22 protein-coding genes are annotated in these 24,945 nt (G+C 70.3%); 9 read left to right on the forward strand and 13 right to left on the reverse strand.

What is annotated here, in order from left to right; genetic code table 11:
* The first annotated feature begins 27 nt into the window (after positions 1 to 27).
* On the forward strand, positions 28 to 834 hold the full coding sequence (locus GF068_RS41685; RefSeq protein ID WP_153825137.1) for a hypothetical protein: 807 nt from the start codon (positions 28 to 30) through the stop codon (positions 832 to 834).
* A gap of 1 nt (position 835) precedes the next feature.
* Here GF068_RS41685 and GF068_RS41690 read toward each other — a convergent pair whose 3' ends face one another.
* Genes GF068_RS41690 through GF068_RS41700 form a run of 3 tightly spaced genes read right to left on the reverse strand, consistent with a single transcriptional unit; the run spans position 836 to position 3,606 of the window.
* A complete protein-coding gene (locus GF068_RS41690; RefSeq protein ID WP_153825138.1) occupies positions 836 to 1,498 on the reverse strand; it encodes a tRNA-uridine aminocarboxypropyltransferase in 663 nt (220 codons plus the stop codon).
* Positions 1,495 to 3,336, reverse strand: a complete 1,842-nt coding sequence (locus GF068_RS41695) for an aldehyde ferredoxin oxidoreductase family protein (RefSeq protein WP_153825139.1) — start codon at positions 3,334 to 3,336, stop codon at positions 1,495 to 1,497. The genes GF068_RS41690 and GF068_RS41695 overlap by 4 nt, the downstream gene beginning before the upstream one ends.
* A gap of 9 nt (positions 3,337 to 3,345) precedes the next feature.
* On the reverse strand, positions 3,346 to 3,606 hold the full coding sequence (locus GF068_RS41700) for a MoaD/ThiS family protein (protein ID WP_153825140.1): 261 nt from the start codon (positions 3,604 to 3,606) through the stop codon (positions 3,346 to 3,348).
* 204 nt (positions 3,607 to 3,810) lie between these two features.
* Here GF068_RS41700 and GF068_RS41705 point away from each other — a divergent pair, with 204 nt between their 5' ends.
* From GF068_RS41705 to GF068_RS41715, 3 genes are all read left to right on the forward strand, one after another.
* Positions 3,811 to 4,347, forward strand: a complete 537-nt coding sequence (locus GF068_RS41705; RefSeq protein WP_153825141.1) for a chalcone isomerase family protein — start codon at positions 3,811 to 3,813, stop codon at positions 4,345 to 4,347.
* Positions 4,348 to 4,459: 112 nt separating this feature from the next.
* Positions 4,460 to 5,662 carry an aminotransferase class I/II-fold pyridoxal phosphate-dependent enzyme gene (locus GF068_RS41710; RefSeq protein ID WP_153825142.1) on the forward strand — a complete coding sequence of 401 codons (1,203 nt, stop codon included), beginning with the start codon at positions 4,460 to 4,462 and terminating at the stop codon, positions 5,660 to 5,662.
* 34 nt (positions 5,663 to 5,696) lie between these two features.
* Positions 5,697 to 6,830, forward strand: coding sequence for a flavin-containing monooxygenase (locus GF068_RS41715; protein WP_170320001.1), 1,134 nt, complete (start codon positions 5,697 to 5,699; stop codon positions 6,828 to 6,830).
* Positions 6,831 to 6,849: 19 nt separating this feature from the next.
* On the opposite strand, the gene GF068_RS41720 is transcribed toward GF068_RS41715, so the two are convergent.
* The 3 genes from GF068_RS41720 to GF068_RS41730 form a co-directional block, all read right to left on the reverse strand.
* On the reverse strand, positions 6,850 to 7,698 hold the full coding sequence (locus tag GF068_RS41720) for a hypothetical protein (RefSeq protein ID WP_153825144.1): 849 nt from the start codon (positions 7,696 to 7,698) through the stop codon (positions 6,850 to 6,852).
* Positions 7,699 to 7,709: 11 nt separating this feature from the next.
* The gene (locus tag GF068_RS41725) at positions 7,710 to 9,536 is read right to left on the reverse strand and encodes a vWA domain-containing protein (RefSeq protein ID WP_240808200.1); all 1,827 of its coding nucleotides are present in this window, start codon (positions 9,534 to 9,536) and stop codon (positions 7,710 to 7,712) included.
* Between the two features lie 170 nt (positions 9,537 to 9,706).
* Positions 9,707 to 10,267, reverse strand: coding sequence for a DUF6992 family protein (locus tag GF068_RS41730; protein ID WP_153825145.1), 561 nt, complete (start codon positions 10,265 to 10,267; stop codon positions 9,707 to 9,709).
* On the opposite strand from GF068_RS41730, the gene GF068_RS41735 reads away from it, so the two are divergent.
* The gene (locus GF068_RS41735) at positions 10,261 to 11,571 is read left to right on the forward strand and encodes an alpha/beta fold hydrolase (RefSeq protein WP_153825146.1); all 1,311 of its coding nucleotides are present in this window, start codon (positions 10,261 to 10,263) and stop codon (positions 11,569 to 11,571) included. The two genes, GF068_RS41730 and GF068_RS41735, sit on opposite strands and share 7 nt — an antisense overlap.
* Here GF068_RS41735 and GF068_RS41740 read toward each other — a convergent pair.
* From GF068_RS41740 to GF068_RS41750, 3 genes are all read right to left on the reverse strand, one after another.
* Positions 11,549 to 12,874, reverse strand: a complete 1,326-nt coding sequence (locus GF068_RS41740; protein WP_170320002.1) for a radical SAM/SPASM domain-containing protein — start codon at positions 12,872 to 12,874, stop codon at positions 11,549 to 11,551. The two genes, GF068_RS41735 and GF068_RS41740, sit on opposite strands and share 23 nt — an antisense overlap.
* Complete coding sequence (locus GF068_RS41745) at positions 12,853 to 13,212, reverse strand: hypothetical protein (protein ID WP_153825148.1); 360 nt, start codon at positions 13,210 to 13,212, stop codon at positions 12,853 to 12,855. Before GF068_RS41745 ends, GF068_RS41740 begins: the two co-directional genes overlap by 22 nt.
* Before the next feature lie 91 nt (positions 13,213 to 13,303).
* Entirely contained in the window at positions 13,304 to 13,942 is a 639-nt protein-coding gene (locus tag GF068_RS41750; RefSeq protein ID WP_240808201.1) for a hypothetical protein, read from the reverse strand.
* 215 nt (positions 13,943 to 14,157) lie between these two features.
* Here GF068_RS41750 and GF068_RS41755 point away from each other — a divergent pair, with 215 nt between their 5' ends.
* The 3 genes from GF068_RS41755 (at position 14,158) to GF068_RS41765 (ending at position 17,289) form a co-directional block, all read left to right on the forward strand.
* Entirely contained in the window at positions 14,158 to 14,760 is a 603-nt protein-coding gene (locus GF068_RS41755) for an RNA polymerase sigma factor (RefSeq protein ID WP_153825149.1), read from the forward strand.
* Positions 14,757 to 15,593: a tetratricopeptide repeat protein gene (locus tag GF068_RS41760; protein ID WP_153825150.1), complete on the forward strand. Its 837-nt coding sequence runs from the start codon at positions 14,757 to 14,759 to the stop codon at positions 15,591 to 15,593. Before GF068_RS41755 ends, GF068_RS41760 begins: the two co-directional genes overlap by 4 nt.
* A 61-nt stretch (positions 15,594 to 15,654) precedes the next feature.
* Complete coding sequence (locus GF068_RS41765; RefSeq protein WP_153825151.1) at positions 15,655 to 17,289, forward strand: LA_2272 family surface repeat-containing protein; 1,635 nt, start codon at positions 15,655 to 15,657, stop codon at positions 17,287 to 17,289.
* Here the strand turns inward: GF068_RS41765 and GF068_RS41770 are convergent.
* The 3 genes from GF068_RS41770 to GF068_RS41780 form a co-directional block, all read right to left on the reverse strand.
* Complete coding sequence (locus tag GF068_RS41770; RefSeq protein WP_153825152.1) at positions 17,286 to 19,337, reverse strand: ATP-binding protein; 2,052 nt, start codon at positions 19,335 to 19,337, stop codon at positions 17,286 to 17,288. The genes GF068_RS41765 and GF068_RS41770 overlap by 4 nt on opposite strands.
* A gap of 198 nt (positions 19,338 to 19,535) precedes the next feature.
* Positions 19,536 to 20,723 carry an SUMF1/EgtB/PvdO family nonheme iron enzyme gene (locus tag GF068_RS41775; protein WP_240808206.1) on the reverse strand — a complete coding sequence of 396 codons (1,188 nt, stop codon included), beginning with the start codon at positions 20,721 to 20,723 and terminating at the stop codon, positions 19,536 to 19,538.
* 39 nt (positions 20,724 to 20,762) lie between these two features.
* The gene (locus GF068_RS41780; protein WP_153825154.1) at positions 20,763 to 21,530 is read right to left on the reverse strand and encodes a fumarylacetoacetate hydrolase family protein; all 768 of its coding nucleotides are present in this window, start codon (positions 21,528 to 21,530) and stop codon (positions 20,763 to 20,765) included.
* A gap of 32 nt (positions 21,531 to 21,562) precedes the next feature.
* On the opposite strand from GF068_RS41780, the gene GF068_RS41785 reads away from it, so the two are divergent.
* Positions 21,563 to 23,119, forward strand: a complete 1,557-nt coding sequence (locus tag GF068_RS41785) for an MYXO-CTERM sorting domain-containing protein (protein ID WP_153825155.1) — start codon at positions 21,563 to 21,565, stop codon at positions 23,117 to 23,119.
* Between the two features lie 7 nt (positions 23,120 to 23,126).
* On the opposite strand, the gene GF068_RS41790 is transcribed toward GF068_RS41785, so the two are convergent.
* Positions 23,127 to 24,269 carry a S1C family serine protease gene (locus tag GF068_RS41790; RefSeq protein ID WP_153825156.1) on the reverse strand — a complete coding sequence of 381 codons (1,143 nt, stop codon included), beginning with the start codon at positions 24,267 to 24,269 and terminating at the stop codon, positions 23,127 to 23,129.
* Positions 24,270 to 24,945: the final 676 nt, after the last annotated feature.

Consider the following 24,945-nt stretch of genomic DNA (forward strand, 5'->3'; position numbering starts at 1 on the left):
CCGCTCCGCCGATGGAGGGACAGCGCCATGCTTCGACCCCTTCCATTCCTCCTCGTCCTCGTCGCGACCCTCCTCGCCGCCACCTCGGCCCTCGCCGCCGAGCCGCTCGTCGTCCACGTCATCGTCCCCCTTTGCTCGAATGCCCAGATCGATTGCGGCAGCAACGTCGCCGGTGATCCCGACCGCCTCGACACGAACCTCTACTGGGGCGCGGCCTTTGGCCATCGCCGCTTCTTCGACCGCAAAAAGAGCGGCTTTTCCCGCCTCGACGTGATGGGCGCCGAGGGCCCGCGCCTCGAACGTGTCGTCTATCGCCGCCGCGTCTCCGCCGCGCCATTCGGTGGCACGTCCGACGAGACCGTCGAGCAGCTCGTCGTGCTCGACGCCTACCACGGCGACTCCATCGACCGCGCCGTCGAGGCCTTCCATCACCTCGCGACCCGCGGCGGGCGGGTCCGTTTCCACGACGGCGGCGGATCACGCGAGGTGCGTGTCACGGTCGCCGGGTACGCGGGTCACAATCGCCTCATGGACGGCGTCCGCCTCCCTCCGCCGCCCGGCCCCGAGGAGCGCGGCCGCGCCATTCCCTCCTTCGTCCTCGCCTGCGACTCCGAGCCGTATTTCGGCCCCGCATTACGCGCCGCCGGCTCCGAGACCTGGCTCATGACGCGCTCGCTCATGGCCCCCGAGGGATACGTCCTCGACGCCGTCGTCACCGCGATCGGCGAGAATGCGACGCCTACCGTCATCCGCGACCGCGCCGTCGCCGCTTATGCCAGATGGCAAAAGCTCTCCCGCGGCGCCGCGGGATCCATCTTCGCCAAACCCGGCTGATTCAGCGCCCGCCCCGCGGGTTCTCCATCGCCACGCGCGCCGCGTTCGTCCGGACGTACATCGTTCGCTCCACGAACGTCTCGAACGCCCGCGACATTCGCTCGAAGGCCTCGCGCCCCTCCAGGATCCCGAGCGCCTGCGCCACGGCTTCCATCGTCGACGTCGTCCCCGCGCGATCACTCTGTCGGAGCGCGCCGAACCGCGTGGTTTGTCCCTCTGGAAGTTTCACGGCGAGGGCTCTTTGCGCGTCCGGATCCCGCCGGGCCATCCGCCGCGCTTGCCCCCACGTCCCGTCGGGCACCATGAGCACGGCGCGCCCTCCTTCCGCGAGATCGGCGGTGAGCACGCGCGCCTCGGGATCCGGGAACAGCAAGAACACGCGCCCTTCCGGCAGCGGCGCCGCGGGCTCGCGGCTCGGATCGCCGTGCACGCGTACGATTGTCTCGGGGATCATCCTTGCGACGAGCCGACCCGTATTCGAGCTCTTGAACCGCTCGAGGTGGTGCACGAGCAAGACGACCTGCGTGCGCACGGACATCGGCGCGAGCTCCGCGCACATGCAGACCGACGGCGGCAGCCAGCACGCCTCGCAACGCAGGATTCGCTGCGTCCGTATCGGCTCTTTGCCCGGCGGGGACAGCGGGGGCGGGACGTACGCGCTCATCGGTATTTCCCGCCCATCCAGGCCATCATCTCCCGCGCGACCTCCGCCGGGACGAACCCGCGTTCGTCGAGGCCGCGCCGCGCGTGATACGCGTCAATCGACCGGGCGAACCGCGCGCGATCGATCCCGGCGCCCTTCGCGGCGCCCCCCGGCAATTTCTCCTCGAAGAACCGCGCGGGCAGGGTGTCCTCCGCCGGCGTCCACCCCTCGCGCTCGTTGAAGAGCCGACGCACGAGCGTGATCCGCCCTGCCGCCTCCACGAGATCCTTCGCTTCGAAGGGCAATCCCGTCACGGCCCGGAGCATCTCCGCCGACTCCCCGTAAAAATCATCCATCGCCCGGCGCAAGAATTTGCACAGAATGAGTGAATCCATCACCGCCGCGCGATCCTCCGCGGCCACCGCGTGTTCTGCCGCCTCCGCCGCGTCCGGCTCGAATCGATTCACCTTCCCGGAGAAATCAGCCTCGTAGGCCCCGCTCCGGTTGTGGTCCGCGCCCCGCGTCCCCACGGCGAACCCGAGCGCCATCGTTTGCAGGGCTCGCGGCTCGTAGCCGGGGATCTCCAGCCCCTTCACGTGCGGCGCGAACGACGGCGCCTCCCCGCCCACGATCTCCGCCGCGCGCCGGCTCCCCTCCGCCAGCAGATCCCCGAGCGGCGTGCGCCGCCGCGCGATGTCCTCGAGCATCGAGAGCAGCCGCTCGCCCGCGCCGAATACGAGATCCCGCGCCTCCTCCGCGAGCGGGCCCGCCGGGAAGAGGCCCTTCTCGGCGCACTCCATGGCGAACGCAATCGTCCCGCCCGCCGAGATCGTGTCGATCCCGAGCTCGTCACAGGCCGAGGACGCCCGCAATACCACCTCCGGATCGCCGATCCCGCAGAGCGGTCCCAGCGCGAAGAGGTTCTCGTATTCCATCTTGACGGGCCGCTGCCCCGGACGAACCTCGAAGAAATGCTCGCAGCCGATCGTGCAGCTCTTGCACGACCCTCTCCCTCGCTCGCGTGTCTCGTGCAGCGCCTCGCCCTCGATGCGCCGCGCATCCTCGAACGTGCTCGCCTGGAAATTGCGCGTCGGCAGGGCCGCGAGCCGATTGAACGTCGACAGGTTCGCCACGGTCCCGAGCGACCGGTATTTCTCCGTCGCGGGCCCCAGCGAGCGCCGCGCCAGGTCCTTCGCGATCCGCAACGTCGCCTCCGCGTCCGCGAGCGGCACGGGCCGGATCCCGCGCACGCCGATCGCCTTCACGCGCTTCGCCCCGAGCACCGCGCCGAGCCCGCCCCTGCCTGCGTGGCGCCCGTCGTTCGCGATCCCGGCATAACGCACGAGCCGCTCGCCCGCGACGCCGATCACCGCGAAGCGATGGTCCGGATATGCCTGCCCGAGCCGCTCGCTCGCCTCCGAAATCGCGAAATCGCGCCCCCAGAGCTCGGGGCAAGGCACGAGCGTGGCCCCCGCTTCGTCGACGAGCACGATCGACGGCTCCTCGGCCGCGCCCACGAGCACGATCGCGTCGACGCCTGCGCGTTTGCCGGCGATCGCGAACGCCGACGACGAGAGCCCGTCCGAGATCCTCCCTGTGAGCGGCGATTTCGCCACGAAGGCGAGCTTCGCCGAGGTCGTGAGGGGCGTGCCCACGAGCGGGCCGAACGCGAGCACGAGCGCCGCCTCGGGGCCGAGCGGATCGAAGCCGGGCGGCGTCTCGCGACCGAGCAGGAGCGCGCCGAGCCCGACCCCGCCCACGACCGCTCGTAGCGTCGCCTCGTCGAGCGGCACGTGCTCGGCGCGCTTCTGGCCGAGGTCGACGCGCAGGTATCGCCCGAAGAAGCCGCCGCGCCCCATGGGCGTTTTCTAACCGCCCGCGTCCGCGGACACCAGCACCACGACGTCCCCGTCACCGAGCGGCGTCTCCGGATCGGCCGTGATTTGCGCCCCGTTGAGGGCCACGAGCCAGCCCGGCGCGAGCCGTCCGCCCGCGACGATCGAGGGCTCGAGCACCGGGCACGTGGCGCCGAGGCCGAGGAGCGCCTCGCCGAGCGAGCGCGCGTCGAGCTCGATCACCTCGCGACCGGCGCGCAGTCGAGCCACGCCGTAAAGTTCGATGGTCACCATGCTTCAAACCGTGGTTTGCCCTCGGCGAAACCTTTGACGCGATCCGTCACGAAGGTCCCTGGAAATTCGTCGCTTGACGTTGCGTGGCTTCTCATGGTTTCTCGTCGAACGAAGGCCGTGGGTCATTCCGGCAGCCCGCGCACGCGTTTGCGGGCCGGGGCGGTTCTCCCCCAGCCACCACCCCCATCGGCGGAGGTCAGCGCGATGCAACTTCGAAGGCGACAGCTTCCCCTCTTCCTCTCGGTCCTCGCAGCGCTTTTCATGCTCGGCACCGGCGCGTTCGCCGAGGAGTGGAAACTCACCGGCAGCGGGACCCGCGTCAAGACCGTGGTCTTTGTCGACGTGAACGTCTACTCGATCTCCCACTTCGTCAAGGGCGCGGTGGAGAAGTCGAAGCGGGCCGTGATCGACGCCGACATCGACAAGAAGTTCGTGTGGACGATGAAGCGCGACGTGGACCACGAGAAGGTCGTGACCACGCTGCGTGACGCGTTCGCGATGAACGGCTACACGGACAAGGGCAAGATCGACAAGTTCGTCCGCGCCTTCTCGGCCGAGCTCAAGGAGAACGCCAAGATCTCGATCGTGTACGACTCCACGAAGAAGGCCACGACGGTCTCCGTGGGCGGCGGCGGCAGCGCGACGGTCGAAGGCGTCGACTTCATGAAGGGCGTCTGGAGCATCTGGTTCGGCAAGATCGACCAGCCGAAGCTCGGCGACGCGCTCATCAGCAAGCTGTAAACGCAGCGTTTTTCGCACAAGGCCGGCTGCTCGTCTCCCGGGAGACGAGGCCGGCCTTCGTGTTTTCGTCTCCTTGCCCCGAGCTCCCCCGGGCGACAAGCTGCGCGCCCGCATGGCCCGTGTCCCCTTCACCCGGCGAACCGACTGGGATCGCACCGAAAACCCGCTGACGACCCTGCTCGCCGACGCCGCGCGTTCGGGCCGCGCCCTCGTCGACCTGACGGAGTCGAACCCCACCCGCGCCGGGCTCGTCGACGCCGCGCCCCTCGTCGCCCTGCTCGGCGATGCCCGCGGCACGACGTACGCGCCGCTGCCCCTCGGCCACCCCAGGGCCCGCGCCGCCGTCGCCGCCTCCTTCCACGAGCGCGGCTTGCCCGCCCGCGAGGACCGCGTCGTGCTCAGCGCGAGCACCAGCGAGGCGTATGCCTGGCTCTTCAAGCTGCTCTGCGAGCGAGGCGACCGGGTCCTCGTCCCGGCGCCTTCGTATCCGCTCTTCGAGTTCCTCGCGCGGCTCGAAGACGTGGAGCTCCAGACGTACCCGCTCGTGCGCGAGGAGGGGTTCCGTATCGATCTCGGCGCGCTCGAGCGCGCCGCGGAGGAGGCGAAGGGCCACGCGCGTGCGATCGTGCTCGTGCACCCGAACAACCCCACGGGCACCTACGTGCGGCGCGACGAGGCCGCCCTGGTCGATGCGATCGCCGCGCGCCACGGCATGGCCCTCATCGTGGACGAGGTCTTCGCCGAGTATCCACACGGGGTCTTGCCGGCCGATCGGCTCCCGAGCTTCGCGGGGGAGCACGAGGCCCTCACGTTCGTGCTCGGCGGCCTCTCGAAGAGCCTGCTCTTGCCGCAATGCAAGCTCGGCTGGACGCTCGTCTACGGCCCGGATGTGTTTTGCCACGAGGCCCTCGCGCGGCTCGAGCTCGTGGCGGACACCTACCTCTCGGCATCCACGCCCGTGCAGCTCGCGCTGCCGGAGCTGCTCGCCGCGCGCGCCTCGGTGCAGGGACCCGTCCGGGCGCGGGCGGCGGAGAACCTCGCGGCGCTCGATCGTGCGATCGCGGCCGCGGGCGAGGACGCGGCGGTCCGGCGCCTGCCCACGGATGGCGGCTGGTACGCGATCCTGGAGGTGCCGCGGACGCGGGACGAGGACGCCTGGGTCGAGTCGCTCGTGCGGGAGCACGGGATCGTCGTGCATCCGGGGTATTTCTTCGACATGGAGCGCGAAGGGTTTCTCGTGATCAGCCTGCTGCCGCGCCCGGAGGTCTTCTCGCGCGCGATCACGAGCGTCGTCGCTTCGGTCGCAAAGGGTTGAGCGCGAGCGCGCCGGATCGCCTAGGATGCGCCGCATGCACGAAGAGGCCGAGGTCATCGTCGTCGGCGCCGGTCCGTCGGGGCTCTCCGTCGGGGCGTGCTTGCGGTCCCGCGGTGTCTCTTTCGAGATCCTCGAACGGTCGAGCGACGTGGGAGCGTCGTGGCGGAACCATTACGAGCGGCTGCACCTGCACACGGTGCAGCGGTTCTCTGCATTGCCGGGCATGCCCTGGCCCGCCGGCACGCCGACCTACCCGTCCCGCGCGCAGATGGTCGCTTATCTCGAAGCCTACGCGCGTGGCTTCGACCTGAACCCCCGCTTCGGCGAGGACGTCCGCGCGGCGCGGCGCGTGGATTCGGGGTTCGTCCTGCGCACCGAGGCGAACGAGTATCGGTCGCGCGCGCTCGTGGTGGCCACGGGATACAACCGCGTGCCCAACATCCCGGCCTGGCCGGGCGAGGAGTCGTTCGGCGGCCCGATCCTGCACAGCTCCCGCTACAAGAATGGCGAGCCCTACCGGGGCAAGCGTGTCCTCGTCGTGGGCGCGGGCAACTCGGGCGCGGAGATCGCGCTCGATCTCTGGGAGCACGGCGCGAGGCCCGCTCTCTCGGTGCGGGGCCCGGTGCACGTCATCCCGCGCGATTTGACGGGCGTCCCGTCGCAGATGAGCTCGCTCTTCCTCTTCTCGCGCCTGCCGTCGAAGGTCGCCGACGCGGTGTCGCTCTTCGTCCTCGATCGGGCGCTCGGCGACCTCCGCCCCTATGGATTCACGCGGCCCGAGATCGGCCCGATTTCGCAGGTTGTCCTGAAAAAACGTGTCCCCCTCATCGACGTGGGGACGCTCGAGCTCGTCAAGCAAGGGCAGATCGACGTGATGAAGGACGTGCGCTCGTTCAGCCCCGGCGAAGTGCATTTCGCGGACGGGGCGACGCGGCCGTTCGACGCGGTGGTGCTGGCGACGGGGTATCGGACGGGGATCGCGGAGTATTTCGAGGACGCGGAGGGTTGGCTCGACGAACGGGGGTATCCGCGTTATTTCGGCGAGCCGGTGCCGGGGGCGCCGGGGCTCTTTTTCGTCGGCTACCGGAACCCGCTCACGGGGGCGCTGCACGACATCGCCATCGAGGCCCAGCGGATCGCCGAGCACCTCGCCGGAGAGAAGCGCTGAGGTGGTACCGCGCCCGAAGTCAGCTCGCCCGGTGCGCGCGCCGCACCTCGTCGGCTGCTTCGAGCGCAGCCTCCATCTCCTGCACGAGCTCGTCGGCGGCCTCCTGCTCCTTCGCCGCCTGCGCCTCGCGCATCGAGGCATCGAGCCGCGTCTCCGCGCGCCGCAGCGCCTCAGCGACCCGCTTCCCCTCCACCGAGGCCGGGTCCACGCGCCGCGCGCGTAACGACCGGATCGCCGCGTCCACGGCGGGCGCGAGCGGGGCCGCGAGCACCGGATCGGCGCGCCGGAGCCGCTCCTTCACGCCCCGCGCGAGCGCGAGCATCTGCCCCGCGGGCGAGGCGTCCCGCTTCTTTTTCCACGTCCACGCGGCGAACCCGATCACCGCGGCGATGGCGACCCCTGCGCCCGCCTGCAAATAGGGCATGGCCCCGGGCGCGACCTCCACGACGGGCGGCGGCGGGACGACCGCCTCGATCCCCTCGCCGGCGAGCGAGCTCTTGAATTCCTCCCAGCCCATGAGCCGCTTTTTCAAAGCGACCCCCTTGTTCACCACGAGGCACGGCGCCTCGACGCCCGCCGCCGCGCACGCCTCCGCGCCCGAGCCCGTCGCCACGAGCTCGACCTCGTGTTTGTCCACGTCCCGCTTCGACAGGTGAAACCCGCCCGACTCGACCGCGATGAGCCCCACGGGGTCCACCGACGCGCCGCCCGGCGCCTCCTTCGGCCAGGTCGTCGTGGCCGCGTCGAGGATCGAGCCGTCGTGCTTCGACGTGTAGAACCCGCGCAAGGTGATGGTCTTGCCCGCCGCGACGTCCACGTGCACGGCGGGTTTGTCCAGGGGGACCTCGATGACGATCGGAGCGGACATGGGCGTTCAGCCTAGCGCAGGTGCGAGCGGCTCGCGGTCTCGAGCAGCATGGCGAAGAGCAGCGGATCGCCCATGCCCGTGCTCTGCCCCGCGTGCTCGCGCATGCGGGCGAGGCGATCGGCGTCCTTCAGGAAGAGCGGCTCGTCGAGGGTCTTCGCCGCCTCGCGCAGGATCGTCTCGCGCTCGGTGAGGAGCTGGATCGCGCTCGGCCGATCGTTCTCCGCGACCTTGCGGGCCGCGAGCGCGAGCGCCTCGCCCGCCGCGAAACCTTGCATCGTGCGGGCCACGGAGGGATCGATCGTCGCCCCGCTCGCCGCGTCGGAGTCGGCCCACGCGACCTCGATCGGGAACTCCTCGGTCACGTTTTTCTTGGAAATGCGGTCCTTGTACTTGAGCTCGACCAGCGCGAGCTGCGCCTTGCCCACGCCGGCGCCCGCGCGGAGCTGAAAGAGCAGCGCGTGGCTGTCGCCCGCGGCGAAGGCCGGGATGAAGAAGCGCATGCCGCCCTCCTCGTCGTCCTTGCGATCCTGCTTGATGCCGTCGCGCTTCTCCGCCTGCTGATCCGCCGCGACCTCCTGCGCGCGCACGCGCTGGGCCTCGGCCTCCGAGAGCCTGCGCGAGCCATAAACCTTGAGCAGATCGAAGCCCTTCTTCAGGCGCACGCGGACCTCGACCGCCGTCGCCGCCGGGTCGAGGCGTTTGTCGAGCTCGGTGCCGAGCGCCGGCGCGATCTGCGCCGCGTCGCGCAGGTAGTAATAACCGCCCGCGCCGTCCTCGGCGATCGCGCTCATGAGCGCGCCGTCGTAGTCGGCGCCGAGGCCGAAGGTGCTCGTCTGAATGCCCTTCTGGAAGGCGTCGAGCGCGAGCTTGGAGACGCCGCCCACCGATTTGATGCCGGCGTTCGCGCGGCCGTCGGAGAGCAGGAGGACGACCTTCACCGCGTCGTTGGGGATGCTCTTCGTCTCGGCCTGCGCGTAACCGAGCTCGAGGCCGCTCGAGATGTTGGTGCCGCCGCCCTCTTTGATCTCGGCGATGACCCTCTTGATGGCCTCGCGGCGCGCGCCCACGGGGCCGTCGGGGATCTTCACCTCGGCGTCGCTCGAAAAGGTCACGAGGGAGAAGTCGTCGCTCGGCGCGAGCTTGTCGACGAGGGCGCTCGCGGCCTCGCGGGCCTGCTTGATCGACTCGCCCTGCATCGAGCCGCTCACGTCGAGGACGAGGTGCACCGAGAGGTGCGGGCGCTCGGCGGGTTTGTCGGGGCTCGATTTCAAGGTGAGCCGGAGGTGGAAGGGGCTGCCCGAGGGCGGGAGCGTTCCGCGCTCGAGGCCGGCCTGGATGCCGAGGGCCTTGCCCTTGGGGACCTCGAAACCCGTGACGTACCGCGCGCCGATGTCCGAGACGAGCTCGCGCTCGGCCGTGGGGATGATGCCGCGCGCGACCGCGGACTCGAACGCGGCGAGGTGACCGCCGCCGGGACGGTACGTCGTGGCAAACCGGCCGTTCGGGTCGATCCTGGGCGCGTCCTTCGCGGAGGGCGGAGGTGCGAGCGCCGCTTCGTTCGCCGCCGCCGCGCCGCCCCCGGCCTTCTTGTCCTTCTCGCCCGGCCCGCGGGTCGCGCCGGTGTCGCCGCGGACGCTCAATCGGGGGGCCTCGGGCGCCGCCGCCTTGGGATCGTCGGCCAGGAAGCCTTGCTCGCCCTTGGCCCGGGTGTTCGTCCCGGGGGGAGGTGCCATCGCGGTCGCTTCCTCGTTCGGCGCCGACTTGCTGCAACCGCCACCGGCGAGGGCGCTCGCGAGGCAGAGGCTTCCGAGGATCATCGAGGTACCGCTCTTCGACATGCGCGACATGGTCATTTCCCTCAGGCTCGAGACGTCGTGTCCGGTGCGGTCTGACGAAGCAGGGCCGCGGTCGATCTACGGCGGCGCCGCAAATCATCGCCGATCTTCGAGGACATGGGGAGCGGGAACTCGCGGCGAAGCGTGTTGTCCGTGCGGTGTCGCGGGGCGTGTCAGCGGGCGCCGAGGCCCATGGCCGCGTCGAAGGCGAAGAGGAAGCTGCCCTGCAGGGCGACGCCCGCGCCGGCGCCGCGGACCCAGTCGTTCTTGCCAAACCCCACCATCAAGGCCCCGGCCGTCACGTAAAGGACGTCGAGGCCCGCATTGACGAGGAAGATCGTCTTCATCTTGCGATCCTCGGCTCGCCAGTAGGAAACGGGTTTGTCGAGATCGCGCATTTTGACGATGCCCCGGTACCCGAACCCGGCGATGACGCCGTCCACCGCGCCCCAGGCGACGTTCTGGATGCCGATCGAGCGGGTGTAATCGTCGCCGCTCGTGGCCCAGAGGGCGGCGCCCGTCGCGATGCTGGCGAGGGCCCAGCTCGTGAGCACGGTCATCGCCCGCGTCTGCGTCTCGATGTGGGCCTCACGCGCGGCGATGGCCGCGGGATCGGGAGGCTTCGGCGCAGGCACGGCCGTGGGCGCGATCGCGGGCGCGGGCGGCTCGGCGCGCGCGAGGGCAGGGGCGAGGAGAAGGGCGAGGGCGTGGATCCCGAGGGCGCGCCGTGGCATCGTTCCTCGGAATGTACCAGGACGAAGCGCTCCCCCGAAGACCCTTCCTCGGCCTCGAGCTCAGGGCCCGTCCCGTCGAAGGAGCCTCCGAGGGCCTCGAGGTCGTGCGGGTGGCCGAAGGTGGGGCGGCCGCGCTCGCGGGGGTGCGGCCGGGTGATCGGCTCGTTTCTCTCGGGGACGCGACCGTGTCCGAGCCACGCGCGCTCGTCGCGCTGGTGCGGGGCCTCGTGCCCGGCGCGCCGCTGCACTTCGAGGTCCTGCGCGGCGGCGCGCGCGTGACGCTCCCCGGCAAGGCCACGCCGCTGCCGGTCGAGCGAATCGCGGGCGCGGAGGTTCGTCTGGGACACGTGACCGTGGATGAATCGTGGAGGCAACGGACCTTGCTGGCGATCCCGACGTCCGGAGAGCCGCCCTTCCCGGTGCTGCTTTTTCTTTCGGGCCTGGGGACGGGGTCCTGTGAGCTCTCTCGAGATCCGGAAGATCCGATGCGACGGCTGCTGGAGGGCCTCGCCGCCGCGGGGATCGCCACGATGCGCGTCGAGCGGAGCGGCGTGGGGGACAGCGAGGGGCCGCCCTGCCAAACCACGAGCTTTTTTGATGAGGTGGCAGGGTATCGGGCGGCGCTCCTCGCCCTCTCGAGCGACCCGCTCGTGGGCCGGATCGTGCTCTTCGGCCATAGCCTCGGGGGGATGATCGCGCCCCTCCTCGCGGGCGAGGGCACGCAGGCGCGCGGCGTCGCCGTCTTCGGCACGTCCTCGCTGAAGTGGGTCGATTGCCTGGTCCGGGCGACGCGGCGGCAGCGTATCCTCGCCGGGATGGAAGGCGAGGCGCTGGAAGAATACGTCGCCGCGTGGAGCGAGATGCACACGAGCGTTTGTCGGGAAGGCATGTTCCCGCGAGACGTCTTCGCGGCGCGCCCCCACCTCGCGTGGCTCGAAGGGACCTCGTGCCACGGCGAGACGATGTTCGGCCGGCATGCCTCGTTGTTCCAGGAGATCGAGCGCCTCGATCTGCCCGCGCTCTGGAGGACGACGACCGTGCCCGTGCTCGTGCTGCACGGGGGTTACGATCATGCCGCGGCGCCCGAGGAGGGGCGGATGATCGCGGACGAGATAGCGGCGGCGTCGCCGGGGCGGGCGCGCTTCGTGCTGCTCGAAGGGATCGGGCACGACATGCGCCGGCACGAGAGTCTCGCGCAGAGCTACGAGAATCCACGCGCCGGCGCGTGGGATGAAGGGCTGCTCCGGGCGACCCTCGAATGGCTCGCGCACGAGGGGCTGATCAGCGAAGATCCTCGTCGATGAGGGCCCACGAGGCGCGGTCGAAGGGCAGCCCCTCGGCCGGCGCGACCCGGACGACACGCTCGCGTTTGCCCTGGCGTTGCATTTCGAGGGCGCGGTGGTGGCAATAAGGGTTGTTCCCCGGCTTGCCGAAGAGGGCCGTGGCCATCCAGGTGCAGCCGCCGCGGCACACGTCGCCGTAATAACACGCGCGGCAATACCCCCAGCGCTCCTCGTCCGTGCGATCGCGCATGTGGCGGAGCGCGGACGACCGCTCCCAGATGTCACGTAAAGGAGCGGCGCGCACGTTGCCGCCGACCCAGGACTCCGTGGGGAGCGAGGGGCAGCCCTTGATGTCGCCGTTCGACTCGATGCCCAGCGTGGATCGGCCGGCGCTGCACGAGTCGGCGTGTTTCTCCGTGGTGTAGCTCCGCAAGACGTGCTCGAAGGGCCCGTAATAGCCGATGTTGTTGCCCGCGAGCATCTTGACGCGCGCGGCGCCGGCGCGCTCCGCGAGCGAGGCGAGGAGCGGGAAGAGCTCCAGCAGATCGTACGGCTGCAAGAGGACGTCCGGCTCGTCGGCGGCGCGGCCGACCGGGACCGTGAGCTGCACCTGCCAGCCGTGGGCCCCGACGTCGAGGATCAAATCGAAGATCGCAGGGAGCTCGCCGAGGTTCAATCGATTGATCTGGGTGTTGATCGCGATCGGGATCCCCGCGGCGCGGCAATTGCGGAGCGCCTGCACGGCGGCGGCGTGGGAGCCCGAGAGGCCGCGCAGCCGGTCGTGCGTGGGCTCGGTCCCGTCGATCGAGACCGCGATGCTCTGCACGCCGGCCTCCTTGGCCGCCTGCGCGCGCTCGGCGGTCATGCCGCGTCCCCCCGTGACGAGCGTGCTCTGCATGCCCGCGCGGCGTATTTCCCGGACAACCTCGGTCCAGCCGTCGTGCAGGTAGACCTCGCCGCCGATGAGGGCGACCTCGCGCACGCCGAGCGCGGCCATCTGCCGGACGAGATTCCTGGCCTCCCCGGTGGTGAGCTCGTCCGGGCGCGGCGCGCCGGCGCGCGAGCCGCAATGGCGGCAAGCGAGGTCACAGGCGAGCGTCAGCTCCCAGACCGCGTAAATGGGCCGGCATTCGCGATCGACCTCGCGGACCTCGCTCGCGAGCGGGAGGTGCTTGCCGCGCGCCTCGCTCGCCATCTGGCCGGCGCGCGGCAAGAGGGGCAGGCTGCGGGGCCGCGACGCCTGCATGACGGCGCGGCGCGCCTCGGGATCGAGGGGACCGGTCGGCGTTTTGTCGTCCACGGTCAAACGCGCACGATGTCGCACGCCTCGTCGGGGAAGACGCAGCCGTAAGGCGGACACGTGGGGTTGCACGGGGGCCGATCGCGACGCCAGTCGGGCTCGTCGTTGTTGCCGTGCTCCTGCTTCTGGACGTCGTTCGGGTCGCGCGCAGGTTTCGAGTTGCACCCCGCGACGGCGACGGTCGCGGCGATCGCGGCGCCGACGAGGTAACGCTGGGCGCGCGACATCTCCTGCGTGGCGGAGGCGCGGGCGGCGCCCGGCTCGGTCGAGATGGCCGAAATGGCGAGGCCGCAGAAGGGGCACGAGGCTTCTCGCGCGAAGACGTGCCGCTTGCACGACGGGCAGAGGACCATGGAAGGCATCGGCGGTTCTCCTCTCCGGGAGAGACAAGGACACCGCAGCGGGCGGCCCTTGTCAATCCGCCGGACACCCCGGACGAGGAGAAGCCGTCGTTCACTCGGCGCCGGCGCACATCCCCGCGCTGCACACCTGGCCGCTCGGGCAATCACAGTCGACCTGGCAGGGGATCTGCGGCGCCGGCGGAGCCTCGCAATACCCGCCGACGCAGCTCTGGCCGGTGGGGCATTCACACGAGGCCGCGCAGGCGATCTTGCACGCGCCGCCGACGCAGGAGGCGCCGCTCGAGCAGTCACAATCGGCCTGGCAAGAGCCGCCGGCCGGTGAACCCCCCGCGCCGCTGCTGCTGCCACCGCTGCCGCCGCTGCCGCCGCCGGGCTCCGGAGGAGCGGGCGGCTGCGGCGGCAGCGGCGCGCCCGGGCATTCGTAGGCGCCGAGATCCGCGCACCCCGCGTCGATCACGCAGAGGCAACCCGTCTCCACCAGATACGGCGTCGACACGTGCTTCGCATTGCAACCCTCGATGCACGCGTCGAGCGTCGCTCCGTCGATGGCCCCGCAGCCGGCGAGGTGGTCGCACATGTCGAAGCAGACGCCGGCGGGCCCGAATTCGCCGGATCCCTCGGACCAGTCATCGTCCCACCCGTCGTGCTCGATGTAGCACCCGCTCGCCACCGTCACCATGGACAGAAACAACCCGAGGGCCCAGGCGTGGGCCGCGCGACGCGTCTTCATTCGTCACCTCGAACGTGAATTGGTTTTTCCCGACGAAGGCTCGCCACCGCGCGCCTCACCGTCGATTCGTCCGTGGGTGCCCCGTGCCGCGTCGTTCGTTCAATTTTTTTCCGTTTGTGGCGAAGAACACGGACGGTGAGGCCCGTTCGACGGGCGGAACAAAAACGACATCAGGGCTTGAACGAAGGGCGTCCTTCCGGGCACGAAGAGGGGCGATGAGGGCCCTCGATCTGCTTGCACCCCTCTTCTTCTCGCGCCCCACGGCCAGCGCCGCCGGGCACGAGGAGGAGCTCGTGGAGCGGCTGCGTCGCGGCGAGAGCGCCGCGATCGCCGAGGTCTACGACGAGCACTACGCCACGGTGCGCGCCTTCGCGCGCCGCCTCACGGGCGACGACGCGGCGGCCGAGGATCTCGTCCACGACGTGTTCGTCAGCTTGCCCAGCGCGGCGCTGCGGTTCCGCGGTGATTCGTCGCTCAAGACCTTCCTCGTCTCGATCGCCGTCAACCACGCGCGCCATCACCTGCGCGCCGCCGCGCGCCGCCGCGCGGCTCTCGAGAAGCTCGGCCACGAGCCGCTCCCGGACGCGCCGAACCCGGAGCGTGACGTGAGCCGCGCCGCGCTGGCCCGCGCGCTCGACCGCGCGCTCGATCAGCTCCCCATGCCGCAACGGGTGGCGTTCGTGCTCTGCGAGGTCGAGGAGCGCAGCGCGCGCGAGGCGGCCGAGATCATGGGCGTGCCCGAGGCCACGGCGCGCACACGCGTCTTCCACGCGAAGCAGAAGCTCAGGGCCCTTCTCGACGAGGAGATGAGCCGATGAAGGACGACATGCTCCGCGCCGCAACCCGCGTGCTCCGCGAAGAGGCCGACGCATCGAAGGGCCGCGAAGTCGAGACGCGCGCTCGTGTCCTCGCCACGCTGAAGGCGCGCCGCGCGCGCAAGCTCGCGGCGATCCGCGTGTTCGTCCCGATCGCGGCCGTGCTCGTGGGTTCGGTCGCCTGGGCCTCGGCGACGCACCGCCTGCCGAGCGTCTGGTACGAGCTGAAGCACGATCTCGGGCTCGAACGAGGCGAGGAGGAGGCCGCGGAGCTGTCCTCGAGCCCGCCGCCCGCGGCGGCCCCGGCCCCGAAAAACGGGCCACCCGCGGAGGCTCCGGCCCCGGAGGAGGCGCCCGTCGCCGAGGCGGACGAGCCCGAAGCCGAGCCGCCGAGCGAGCCCCGAGCAGCAGCGCCTCCGCAGGACGTTGGAGCTCCAAAGGTTGCAGCTCAAACGGTTGTAGCTCCCACGATCACGGAGGCGCCGTCTGCGAAGACGGACGAGAGGGCCGCCGAACCCGAGGCCCCCGCCGTGGCGGCGGCGCAGGCGCCCCGGGTCGACCCGGACGACGCGCTCTACCGGGCGGCGCACCAGGCGCATTTCGTCACGCGGGACCCGGCCGCGGCGCTCTCGGCCTGGGACGCCTACCTGCGGGCCGCGCCGCGCGGCCGCTTCGCGCCCGAGGCCCATTACAACCGCGCGCTTTGCCTGGTGCGGCTCGGGCGAACGGCCGAGGCCGAGCGGACGCTCGAGCTCTTCGCCACGGGCTCCTTCGGTGGTTATCGCAAGGCCGAGGCGAAGGCGCTGCTCGACGCGATGCGCGGCCCGAAGCCGTGAGCCGCGTCGAATCGTCCGCGCGGCGAGAACGAAATCGCCCCTCCCGGGCACGAACCCCCCGATGAACCGAAACGACGCCGCCACGAGGGCCTCGCGCGCTATTCTCCTCGCGCTCCGCGTCTCCCTGCTCGCAATGGGCCCGCTCGCCGTGTCCACGTTCGCCGGGGCGGCGCTCGCCGAGGAGCCTTCGGGCAGCGCGGTGGTCCTGGTCGTGGACGGGCTGCCGTGGGATGTCGATCCGGAGGCCGTGCGCGCGGCGATCGGGCGCGAGATTGGCAAGACGGTCGCCCTCTCGGGCGCGGCGCCCCCGGGGAGAGCGGCTTTTGTGCTCCGCGGCGAGGGAGAGCGGCGCGTGACCTTGACGTACAGCGCCGAGGGCGAGGGATCGAGCGTCGGCCGCACGATCGATCTCCCGGACGACCCCGAGCGCGCGGCGGAGACGCTCGCCCTCCTGGCGGGGAACCTCGCGCGCGACGAGGCCGCGGAGCTCGCCGCATTGCTGGGCAAACGACCCGAGGAGAAACCTGCGGCCGCGGATGTCGCGCCAAACCCTCCGCCCGCCGCGCCGGAGCCTCCCGCCGCGAAGGAAGAGGAAACTCGCCCCGAGGAGGCCCCCGCGCCGCCGGCCCCGAAAAAGAGCGCACCGGCGCCACGAAGGGCCGCGCCTGCGCCTGCGCCGCCGACCATCCCCGCGCGTACGCCCTCGCTCGAGGAGCTCGCGCCTTGCTGGCGCCCCGACGGCACGCAGGTCTTTGCGAGCGCCAGTGTCCTTCCCGGGATCAGCACGTCGACGAGCCGGGGCACGAACGTCGTTCCCCACCTCTCGGCGAACCTGCTCGCCGGTCTTGCCACGGGCCTCGACGGCCTGGAGATCGGCCTCGGCCTGAACATCGAGCGCGCGTTCGCCTGCGGCGTGCAGATATCGACCGCCGCCAATATCGTGGCCGGCCCGGTGCGAGGCGTTCAGGCGGCGATCGGATTGAATTTCGCCACCTCCCTGCGTGGCGTGCAGATGGGCGGCGTCGACATCGTCGCGGGCCCGGTCTTCGGCGTGCAGGCAGGGGCCATCGACATCGCCGGCGACGTCGTCGGCGCGCAGGTCGGCGCCTTGAACATCGGAGGCGCCGTGTCGGGCGTGCAGCTCGGCGCCGTGAACGTGGCCGCGGGGCCCGTGAGAGGCGCGCAGATCGGGGTCGTGAACTACGCGGAGCGCTCGTCCTTTTCGTTTGGCCTGCTCAACATCGTCCGCCGCGGTCGCCTGCACATCGATCTCTGGGGTCAGGAGACGGGCCTCGTGATGGCGGGTATCGAGCACGGCAGCGATTACATGCACAACATCTACGGCGTCGGCACGCGCCTCGTGGGCGCCGAGCGGCGCCTCGCTTTCAGCCTGGGCCTCGGCGGACACGTGCAGGTCTCGAAGCGGTTCTCCGTCGACCTCGACCTCCTCGGTTATTCCCTCCACGAAATGCCGAGCTTCGAGCCCACCGCGTTCCTCGGGCAGGTGCGCCTCGTCGCCGCCGTCGAGATCGGCGCGCGCCTCGGCGTCTTCGGGGGGCCGAGTTATTCCGTCGTGTACGCGCGTTCGATCGAGGACGCGTTGCTCGCGCCCTACGACAGCTCGGGCCTCGATCTCCAGGATCCGTACCCCGTCCTCGGCTGGCCCGGCGTCACGATCGGCTTGCGGACATTTTAAGCGCGGGCCGAGACCGAGGACAAAACACGCTCGAGCTCGGTGGGATCGATCGGCTTCGTCATGTGCAAATCGAAGCCCGCCTCCCTCGCGCGGCGGCGATCCTCCGCGTGGCCATACCCCGTCTGCGCGATGAGGTACGCCCGCGCCGTGGCCGGATCGGCCCGCAGCGCCCGCGCGAGGGCATACCCGTCCATCCCGGGCAAACCGAGGTCGCAGAGCACCACGTCCGGCGCGAGCGCGCGCCCCACGGCGAGCCCCGAAGGACCCGTGTACGCGACCTCGGCGCGATATCCGAGCAGGACGAGCAATTGCTTCAAGATGTCCGCCGTATCGCGGTTGTCCTCGACCACGAGCACGCGGAGCGCCTCCTCCCGCGCGGGGCTCACGGGCCGGACGGGCGGAGGTTGTCCCATGGAACACGCGGGCACCGACGAGAGCGGGATCCGCACGCGGAACGTCGAGCCGAGCCCCGGGCCCTCGCTATGGGCCTCGACGGACCCTCCGTGCAGCGTGATCAAGCTCCGCACCAGCGAGAGCCCGAGGCCGAGGCCGCCCCGCCTCCGATCGAGGCTGCTATCGGCCTGGCTGAACGTCTCGAAGACGCGCGGCACCATCGCGGGCTCCATACCGATCCCCGAGTCCTGCACCACGATCACCGCGGTGTTCGTGGCCGCGTCCGTCTCCAGGCAGGCGAGCACCTGCCCCCCCGCGTCCGTGAACTTGAGCGCGTTGTGCAGGAGGTTGCCGATGACCTGCGCGAGCCGCGTGTGATCCCCGTGCGCCCAGACAGGCTCGTCGGGCAGCGAGATCAAGAGCTCGATGTCGTTGCCCCGGAAGGCCGGACCATAATCGTCTGCGACCTGACGGACGATCCTCGCGAGGTCACAAGGCTCTTTTCGTAGCTCGATCTTGCCGCGGGCGACACGCGAGACGTCGAGCAGGTCGTCGATCATCCGGGCCATGTGCGCCACCTGGCGCTCGATCATGTCGCGCGTGCGGGCGGCGTCCGGCGCGTCGCCGCCGGTGATGTCGAGGACCTGAATGGCCGTACGAATGGGGGCGAGCGGGTTGCGTAATTCGTGGGCGAGCATCACGAGGAACTCGTCCTTGCGACGATCGGCCTCCCGGAGGGCCTGCTCGCTCTCGCGGAGCGCTTGTTCGGCCCGCTTTCGTTCGGTCACCTCCTGCACCACCGCGTTGATGCCGAGCAGCGCGGTCGTCTCGTCGCGCACGGGGTGAATGCTGACCAGCCAGTGTCGATCCCCCTCGGGCCTCGCATGGCGGAGCTCGCAATTCGTGACCGCCTCGCCCGTCTCGAGGACACGCTTGCAGAGCTCCTTGAACGGCGTGGCCTCGGGGATGAATTCGCCGAGCGTGCGCCCGATGTGCTCGGAGATGGGCCGACCGGTGATACGCGCGAACGTCTCGTTGACCTTCACGTACCGGAGATCCCGCCCGAGGAAGCAGAGGCCCACGGGGGCGGTCGAATAGACGTTTTGCAGGAGCGCGAGGTTTTGCTGCGCGGCCTCTTCGCTCGCGCGCAGGCTCCGGCAGAGCCGACTCCGTTCGAGCACGGCCGCGACCTGATCACTCAGCGTCTGCAGGAGCGAGAGCTCGTCGGCGCGCAGGCGCGGCCGCTTGCTGGTGGCGAAGGCCAGGGTCCCGAGCAGGCGCCCGTGCGACAGGAGGGGATAACCCGCACAGGCTTGCACGCCCGACGTCTCGAGGGGCCTCCGGGTCGCGGCCACCGTCTCGCAGATGTACTGGCCGAACGCGAGCTGGCGGGCTCGATGCTCGCCCTCCGCGGAGAGCCCCGCGACGGACTCGAGGACGAGCGCGTCCGGACCGTCCCCGACCATGTAATTGAAGAAAAGCTCGACGCCGAGGTCGGTCGCCAGCTCCTCGAAGAGCAACCCGAGGAGATCCGCCGGATCCTGGCAAAGGACCAGTCGACTCGCGGCTTTCGCCAGGATTCGCAGGTGCGCGTGCTCGACCCCCGACTGCCCGGGCGTCTCGGTTGCAAGGGCGAATTTCCGGTTGGGCGGCACTTGTACCGAACAGACGGCGCCGAGGGCTCTCCCTCGGGACGGTCCCGTTGCCTTTGCCGTCGATTGTACTGCGGAGCAGGCGCAGCGCCACGTCGACGCGCGGGCAGCTCCGAGGCGAGGCCGGAGGCTTTCGCCGCGATTCGCGAGCTCCTCTCTTGGGAGGTTTCTCCAGCGATCGGGAGCGCGCCGGCGATGCGCTCAGAGATCTTTGCAGCAGCGGAAGCCGAGGTGGTAATTCCAATGGCTACTCTCGCTCGTGAGGCGCGTCTCGTGCCAGCTCGGCGCGCGCCAGCGGCAATCGTCCTCGTGGGCCTCGATCGTGGAGAACACGAACCAGCTCCCCTTCATTTCGGTAAAACCGAGGCCTCCGCGCGCGGCCAGCTCTCCGGGGAGCGTGGGCATGTTCATGTGCTCGGCGGCGTTGCCGTGCAGATCGAAGACGCCGAGCGGGCTCACGCATGCGGGGAAGGCGCCCGCGGGATAGGTATTCGATCCGCAGTGGTCGTAGCCGCCGCCCGGACAACCCGGGGTGCGGCTGCTCGCCGTGCCGCAGAGGGCGTGGTTCTTCACGGCGCCGTAGGCCCAGACCTTCTCGCGCTCGAGGTTGTGGTACCAGGTCGCCTCGTCGCGCGGCCGCCCCCATTCGTACTCGACCTCCGGCGCCCGGACCGCGCCCGCGCAGGCGCCCTCCCATTCGTGCGTGTCGCAAATACGCTTGCCGACGGCGCGGCAGAGCGCCGCCGCCTCGCTCGCGCGCACGTGCACGACGGGGTATTCACACGGCACGTTCGGGAACTCGAGCTGATCCATGCAGACCCGCGCGTCCGCCGCTGTTTGTCCAGACGAAGGGTCGTAGAGCGGCACCATGGAAGGGCCGCCGCAGGCGGGCACGTTCGCCTCCGTGATCCCGGCCTCGATGCGGAGACGCCGGCACTCCGAGCGCGACATCGGGTGGCGCGAGATCGCAGGGTTGCCCTGGCCGAGCACGGGGGATGCGTCGAAGACGGCCCGGACGGCGTCTATCTGCATTTCGGACAAACCTAGGTCCTCGCGCATACGCTCGAAGAGGCGCGCGCGTTGCTCGGCGAGCGTCCCGGGCTCCTCATCCTCGTCGTCCGGGGCGAGCGTGCGGGGAGGCGGCGGCGCGGGGACGAGCGCCGCGAGCCGCCGCGCTTCGAGGCGCCGCTCGGGAGGGATCGTGACGGAGAGGACGAGCGTCGCGGCGGTCGCGAGCGCGGAGATCACGAGCGCCGCCTCGCCCATGACTCGCCGCCCGGGACGCGGCGCACTCGGAGCCTCGACGAGCGTCGAGGCCAGCGGCGGAACGGAGTCGGGGCGGGGAGGATCGAGGGGCATCGGCGGATCGTGGAGCTCGTCCGCCTTCATTGTGGCCACGCCGGCCGCGCGTGGCCAAGAAGAGAGCGGCTAGCCGCGCGGGCGGACGGGGCTTCGCAGCGCCCCCACGCCCTCGACGTCGACCTCCACGAGGTCGCCGGCCGCGAGTGGCCCCACGCCGTGCGGCGTCCCCGTCGCGATCAGGTCCCCGGGCTCGAGCGTCATCACGCCGCTGATGTAGGCGATGAGCCGCGCGATCGAGAAGATCATGTCGCGCGTGTTTCCATCCTGCCGTGCCTCCCCGTTCACGCGGCAACGCACCGCGAGCGCGCTCGGATCGATCCCGGTGACGAGGAAGGGGCCCGCGGGGCAGAAGGTGTCGAACCCCTTCGCCCGCGTCCACTGGCCGTCCTTCTTCTGCAGATCACGCGCCGTGACGTCGTTCACGCACGTGTACCCGAAGACGAAGTCGAGCGCTCGATCCTCGGAGACGCGACGGCAACGCGCGCCGATCACCACGCCGAGCTCGGCCTCGTGATCGACGCGGCTGCTCTCCTCGGGCAGCTCGATCGCCTCGCCCGGTCCCACGAGCGACGAGGGCGGCTTGAAGAAGAGGAGCGGCTCGGCGGGGACATCGTTGCCGAGCTCGGCGGCGTGCGCGCGGTAGTTCCGGCCCACGCACACGATCTTCGTGGGCGTGACCGGCGCGAGCAGTCGCGCGCCTTCGAGCGGCACCTCGTCCCCTGTCGGGGTCGGCCCGTCCCAGGGAGCGCCCGCGAGCAAGAGGAGCCTCTCTCCTTCGAGACGCGCGAAAGCCGCGCGCCTCTCGCCCCGATCGATGCGTGCAAACGTGGTCATCGCTGTAGGCCCCGAGGCTACCATGCGCGGCCATGCGCAAGCTCCCCGCTTCTCTCGCCTTCTTCTCCCTCTTCATGATCACCGCCGCGGCGAGCGCCGCCGACATCGACGCGAACCCGTCGAACTACCGCGACCTCCTCGGCACGCTCGAGCCTGGCGATACGCTCGTCCTCGCCGCGGGCACGTACACGGAGGGCCTTCCGATCTCGAACCTCGACGGCACCGACGCCGCGTGGATCACCATCCGCGGCCCGGCCTCCGGCGCGCCCGCGATCTTCGAGGGCAACGCCTGCTGCAACACCGTCGAGCTCGTGAACTCGTCGTACATCGCGGTCGAGAACATCACGGTCGACGGCAAAGGCATCCCCGGCGTCTTCGGCGTCAGCGCCAAGGGCAGCACGAACAACGTCGTGCACCACGTCCGCATCGAGGGCTGCACCTTCGTCGGCCAGGACGGCTCGCAGCAGACGGTCGGCATCTCCACGAAGACCCCGACCTACGGCTGGATCGTGCGCCGCAACGTGATCGACGGCGCCGGCACGGGCATGTACTTCGGCAACTCGAACTTCGCCGATCCCTTCGTCGGCGCGGTGATCGAGTACAACCTCGTCAAGCGCACGATCGGCTACGGCATGCAGATCAAGAACCAGAACGCCTGGCCCTCGCACGCCGCGTTGCCGAACGAAGACGCGCCACGCACGATCATCCGGCACAACGTCTTCGTGAAGGACGACCAGCCGAGCCCGGACGGCGCGCGGCCGAACTTGCTCGTCGGCGGCCCGCCTCCGAGTGGCCCCGGCGCGGGCGCGCTCGTCGAGGTCTACGGAAACGTCTTCGTGCACAACACGAGCGAGTCGCTCCTGCAGGCCACGGGCCGCGTCTCCATCCACGACAACCTCTTCGTCGACGCCGCCGACGTCGCGCTTCGCCTCACGCAACACGACGGCTTTCCGCTTCTCTCGGCGCGCGTCTACGACAACACGTTCTATGCCGCGAAGCGCGCTGTCCTCTTCGGCAGCGCGGCGACCGAGGGAGATCTCGTCGCGGGCAACCTCGTCTTCGCGGACGAGGCCGTCGCCGGGCCGAGCACGGGCACGGGCTCGAACCTCGTCGACGTCGCGGCGAACGCGGCCGAGTACGTGCAGAAGCCGTCCGTCGTGCTCGGCGAGATGGACTTCTACCCGCTCGCCGGCAAGGCCGAGACGAGCCCGCTCGACACGACCGAGCTCGTGGACGATCCCGAGCACACGTGCGACTTCAACGGCAGCCCCCGCAAGGACTTCACGTTCCGCGGCGCGTACGCAGGCGCGGGCGAAAACCCTGGATGGAAGCCAGCCGAGGCCGTCAAGCCGACGGTCGTCTGCGGAGGCGGGAGCGGAGGCGCGGGCGGAAGCGGAGGCGCAGGCGCAGGCGGAAGCGGAGGCGCAGGCGAAGGTGGCAGCGGCGGCGCGGACGGCGGCGGCGATGCGGGAGACACGAGCGGCTGCGGATGTCGCTTCGGCGCGGACGAGCCTGCGATGCCTGCGAGCTCGGCCTTGCTCGGGCTCCTCGTCGTCCTCTCGCGTCGTCGCCGCCGCGCTTCGGCCTGATCGGTCGTCACATCGCGACGATCTCCACGGCCACCTCGCGCTCCTTTCCTTCTCGGATCACGGAGAGCTTCACCTGATGTCCCGGGCCGACGTGATCAAACGCGTCGAGGAGCTCCTCGTTCGTCCGCACGCGTTTTCCGTCGACGGCGACGATCACGTCGCCGAGCACCACGCGCTTGTTGCGCGTGACGCGTACGCCCGCGAGCCCGACCTTCTCTGCGGGTGACCCCTCGATCACGTCGTAGACGACGACGCCTTCGATCCCTGCGCGGCGCGCGGCGCGATCCAGGGTCGGGCTCACCTCGAGGCCGATCCCTGCGACCGAGGCGCGGCCCTTCTCGATGAGCTGGGGGACGAGCCGAACCACCGTGTCGACGGGGATCGCGAAGCCGATGCCGGAGGAGGCGCCGCTCGGGCTGTAGATCGCGGTGTTCACGCCGATGAGCCGACCGCTCGAGTCGAGCAGCGGGCCGCCGGAGTTGCCGGGGTTGATGGCAGCGTCGGTCTGGATGACGTCGCGGATCTTCCGGCCGATGGGCGAGGTGAGCTCGCGGCCGAGCGCGCTGACGACGCCGACGGTGAGCGAGTGATCGAGGCCGAAGGGGTTGCCGACGGCGAGGACGCGTTGGCCCACGAGAAGCTCGCGTGATCGACCGACGGGCAGGGGGACGAGCTTTGGCTTGGGCGCTTCGATCTTGAGGACGGCGAGGTCCTTCTCGGGTGCCGTGCCGACGACCTTCGCGTCCCACTCCGACTGATCGGCGAGCGTCACGGAGAAGCGGTCGCCTTGCTGGATCACGTGGAAGTTCGTGACCACGTGCCCGGCGTCGTCCCAGACGAAGCCGGTGCCCGTGCCTTGCGGGATCTGCATGACGTCGAAGGAGAAGAGGTTGCGCTGAACGGCGATGCTCGTGATGAACACGACGGACGAGGAGGCGCGGCGAAAGACGTCGATGTCGCGGCGCTCTTCGGCCGTGAGATCCAGCGGGATCGGCTGCTGCTGTTGTGGAGGCGTCGGCTCTGCGGGGGGCGCGAGCTCGTACGAACGAGGGGGCGGCGGGCCCTGTCGTGATCGCCCGATGAAGAACCCGACGGTGAAGACGGCGGCGATGAGGAGCAGGATGCCGAGGACTTTCGATGCGGTTTTCATGCGATGACCGAGGCGAGCAATCGGGCTGGATCCTGGCTCTGCTCGGTGGGCCGGGCAACCGAGCGAAGCCCAGGGACGAGTGCCCGGACGATTTTCTTGACAGGCCGGAGGGGGGGAGTATGTTCCGCCTCCCCGACGCGCCCGGGACGACGGATCCAGGGCGAGACGGGGCTGGCCCCCCGGCCCGGCCGTCCCAGCCACCCTCACCTCAAAAAGGAAAGAGAGAGGCGGGACGAAAAAAAGAGACGGGGTGCTTGACAGGCGGAACGCAGTAAGTAAAGTCCGCCTCCCCGACGCGCTGGAGGGCAAACCCTGAAGGCGCTGGATCGCGAGGAAAACGCGAGCTGAACAAGCGAGCGGACCCAAGCGAGAGGGGTTGCAGAAGCGAAACTGGAAGGAAGATCCAGCGTAGCGGAAGCAAAAAAGGTTGACAGGGCGAACGAGACGCTCTAAAACAACCGACCTCGCCGCAAGGAATGGTGCCGCGCAAGCGGCCCGGACGGACGGCGAGACGACAGAACGAAGGAATGGCAGGAGTACCTGCTGGAGACCTTCGGCTCGGTCCTTGAAAACTGGATTGTACGCAACACGCAAACGTGTGGTGACGTGGCCCTCGCTCGAGCCTGCGCAAGCACGGCCGAGCAATCACGTCATGCCTAGAGCATGAGCCGTCACC

It is taken from the genome of Polyangium spumosum (genome assembly GCF_009649845.1).
GTDB classification, from domain to species: Bacteria; Myxococcota_A; Polyangia; order Polyangiales; family Polyangiaceae; genus Polyangium; species Polyangium spumosum.

Coding starts and splice junctions, on each gene's coding strand:
- GF068_RS41720 (WP_153825144.1), bottom strand. CDS start 7,698: ATGTCCGCTCCGATCGTCATCGAGGTCCCCCTGGACAAACCCGCCGTG.
- GF068_RS41745 (WP_153825148.1), bottom strand. CDS start 13,212: ATGCCTTCCATGGTCCTCTGCCCGTCGTGCAAGCGGCACGTCTTCGCG.
- GF068_RS41710 (WP_153825142.1), top strand. CDS start 4,460: ATGGCCCGTGTCCCCTTCACCCGGCGAACCGACTGGGATCGCACCGAA.
- GF068_RS41690 (WP_153825138.1), bottom strand. CDS start 1,498: ATGAGCGCGTACGTCCCGCCCCCGCTGTCCCCGCCGGGCAAAGAGCCG.
- GF068_RS41775 (WP_240808206.1), bottom strand. CDS start 20,723: ATGAAGGCGGACGAGCTCCACGATCCGCCGATGCCCCTCGATCCTCCC.
- GF068_RS41755 (WP_153825149.1), top strand. CDS start 14,158: ATGAGGGCCCTCGATCTGCTTGCACCCCTCTTCTTCTCGCGCCCCACG.
- GF068_RS41750 (WP_240808201.1), bottom strand. CDS start 13,942: ATGAAGACGCGTCGCGCGGCCCACGCCTGGGCCCTCGGGTTGTTTCTG.
- GF068_RS41760 (WP_153825150.1), top strand. CDS start 14,757: ATGAAGGACGACATGCTCCGCGCCGCAACCCGCGTGCTCCGCGAAGAG.
- GF068_RS41715 (WP_170320001.1), top strand. CDS start 5,697: ATGCACGAAGAGGCCGAGGTCATCGTCGTCGGCGCCGGTCCGTCGGGG.
- GF068_RS41790 (WP_153825156.1), bottom strand. CDS start 24,269: ATGAAAACCGCATCGAAAGTCCTCGGCATCCTGCTCCTCATCGCCGCC.
- GF068_RS41765 (WP_153825151.1), top strand. CDS start 15,655: ATGAACCGAAACGACGCCGCCACGAGGGCCTCGCGCGCTATTCTCCTC.
- GF068_RS41685 (WP_153825137.1), top strand. CDS start 28: ATGCTTCGACCCCTTCCATTCCTCCTCGTCCTCGTCGCGACCCTCCTC.
- GF068_RS41705 (WP_153825141.1), top strand. CDS start 3,811: ATGCAACTTCGAAGGCGACAGCTTCCCCTCTTCCTCTCGGTCCTCGCA.
- GF068_RS41725 (WP_240808200.1), bottom strand. CDS start 9,536: ATGTCGAAGAGCGGTACCTCGATGATCCTCGGAAGCCTCTGCCTCGCG.
- GF068_RS41730 (WP_153825145.1), bottom strand. CDS start 10,267: ATGCCACGGCGCGCCCTCGGGATCCACGCCCTCGCCCTTCTCCTCGCC.
- GF068_RS41700 (WP_153825140.1), bottom strand. CDS start 3,606: ATGGTGACCATCGAACTTTACGGCGTGGCTCGACTGCGCGCCGGTCGC.
- GF068_RS41785 (WP_153825155.1), top strand. CDS start 21,563: ATGCGCAAGCTCCCCGCTTCTCTCGCCTTCTTCTCCCTCTTCATGATC.
- GF068_RS41780 (WP_153825154.1), bottom strand. CDS start 21,530: ATGACCACGTTTGCACGCATCGATCGGGGCGAGAGGCGCGCGGCTTTC.
- GF068_RS41695 (WP_153825139.1), bottom strand. CDS start 3,336: ATGGGGCGCGGCGGCTTCTTCGGGCGATACCTGCGCGTCGACCTCGGC.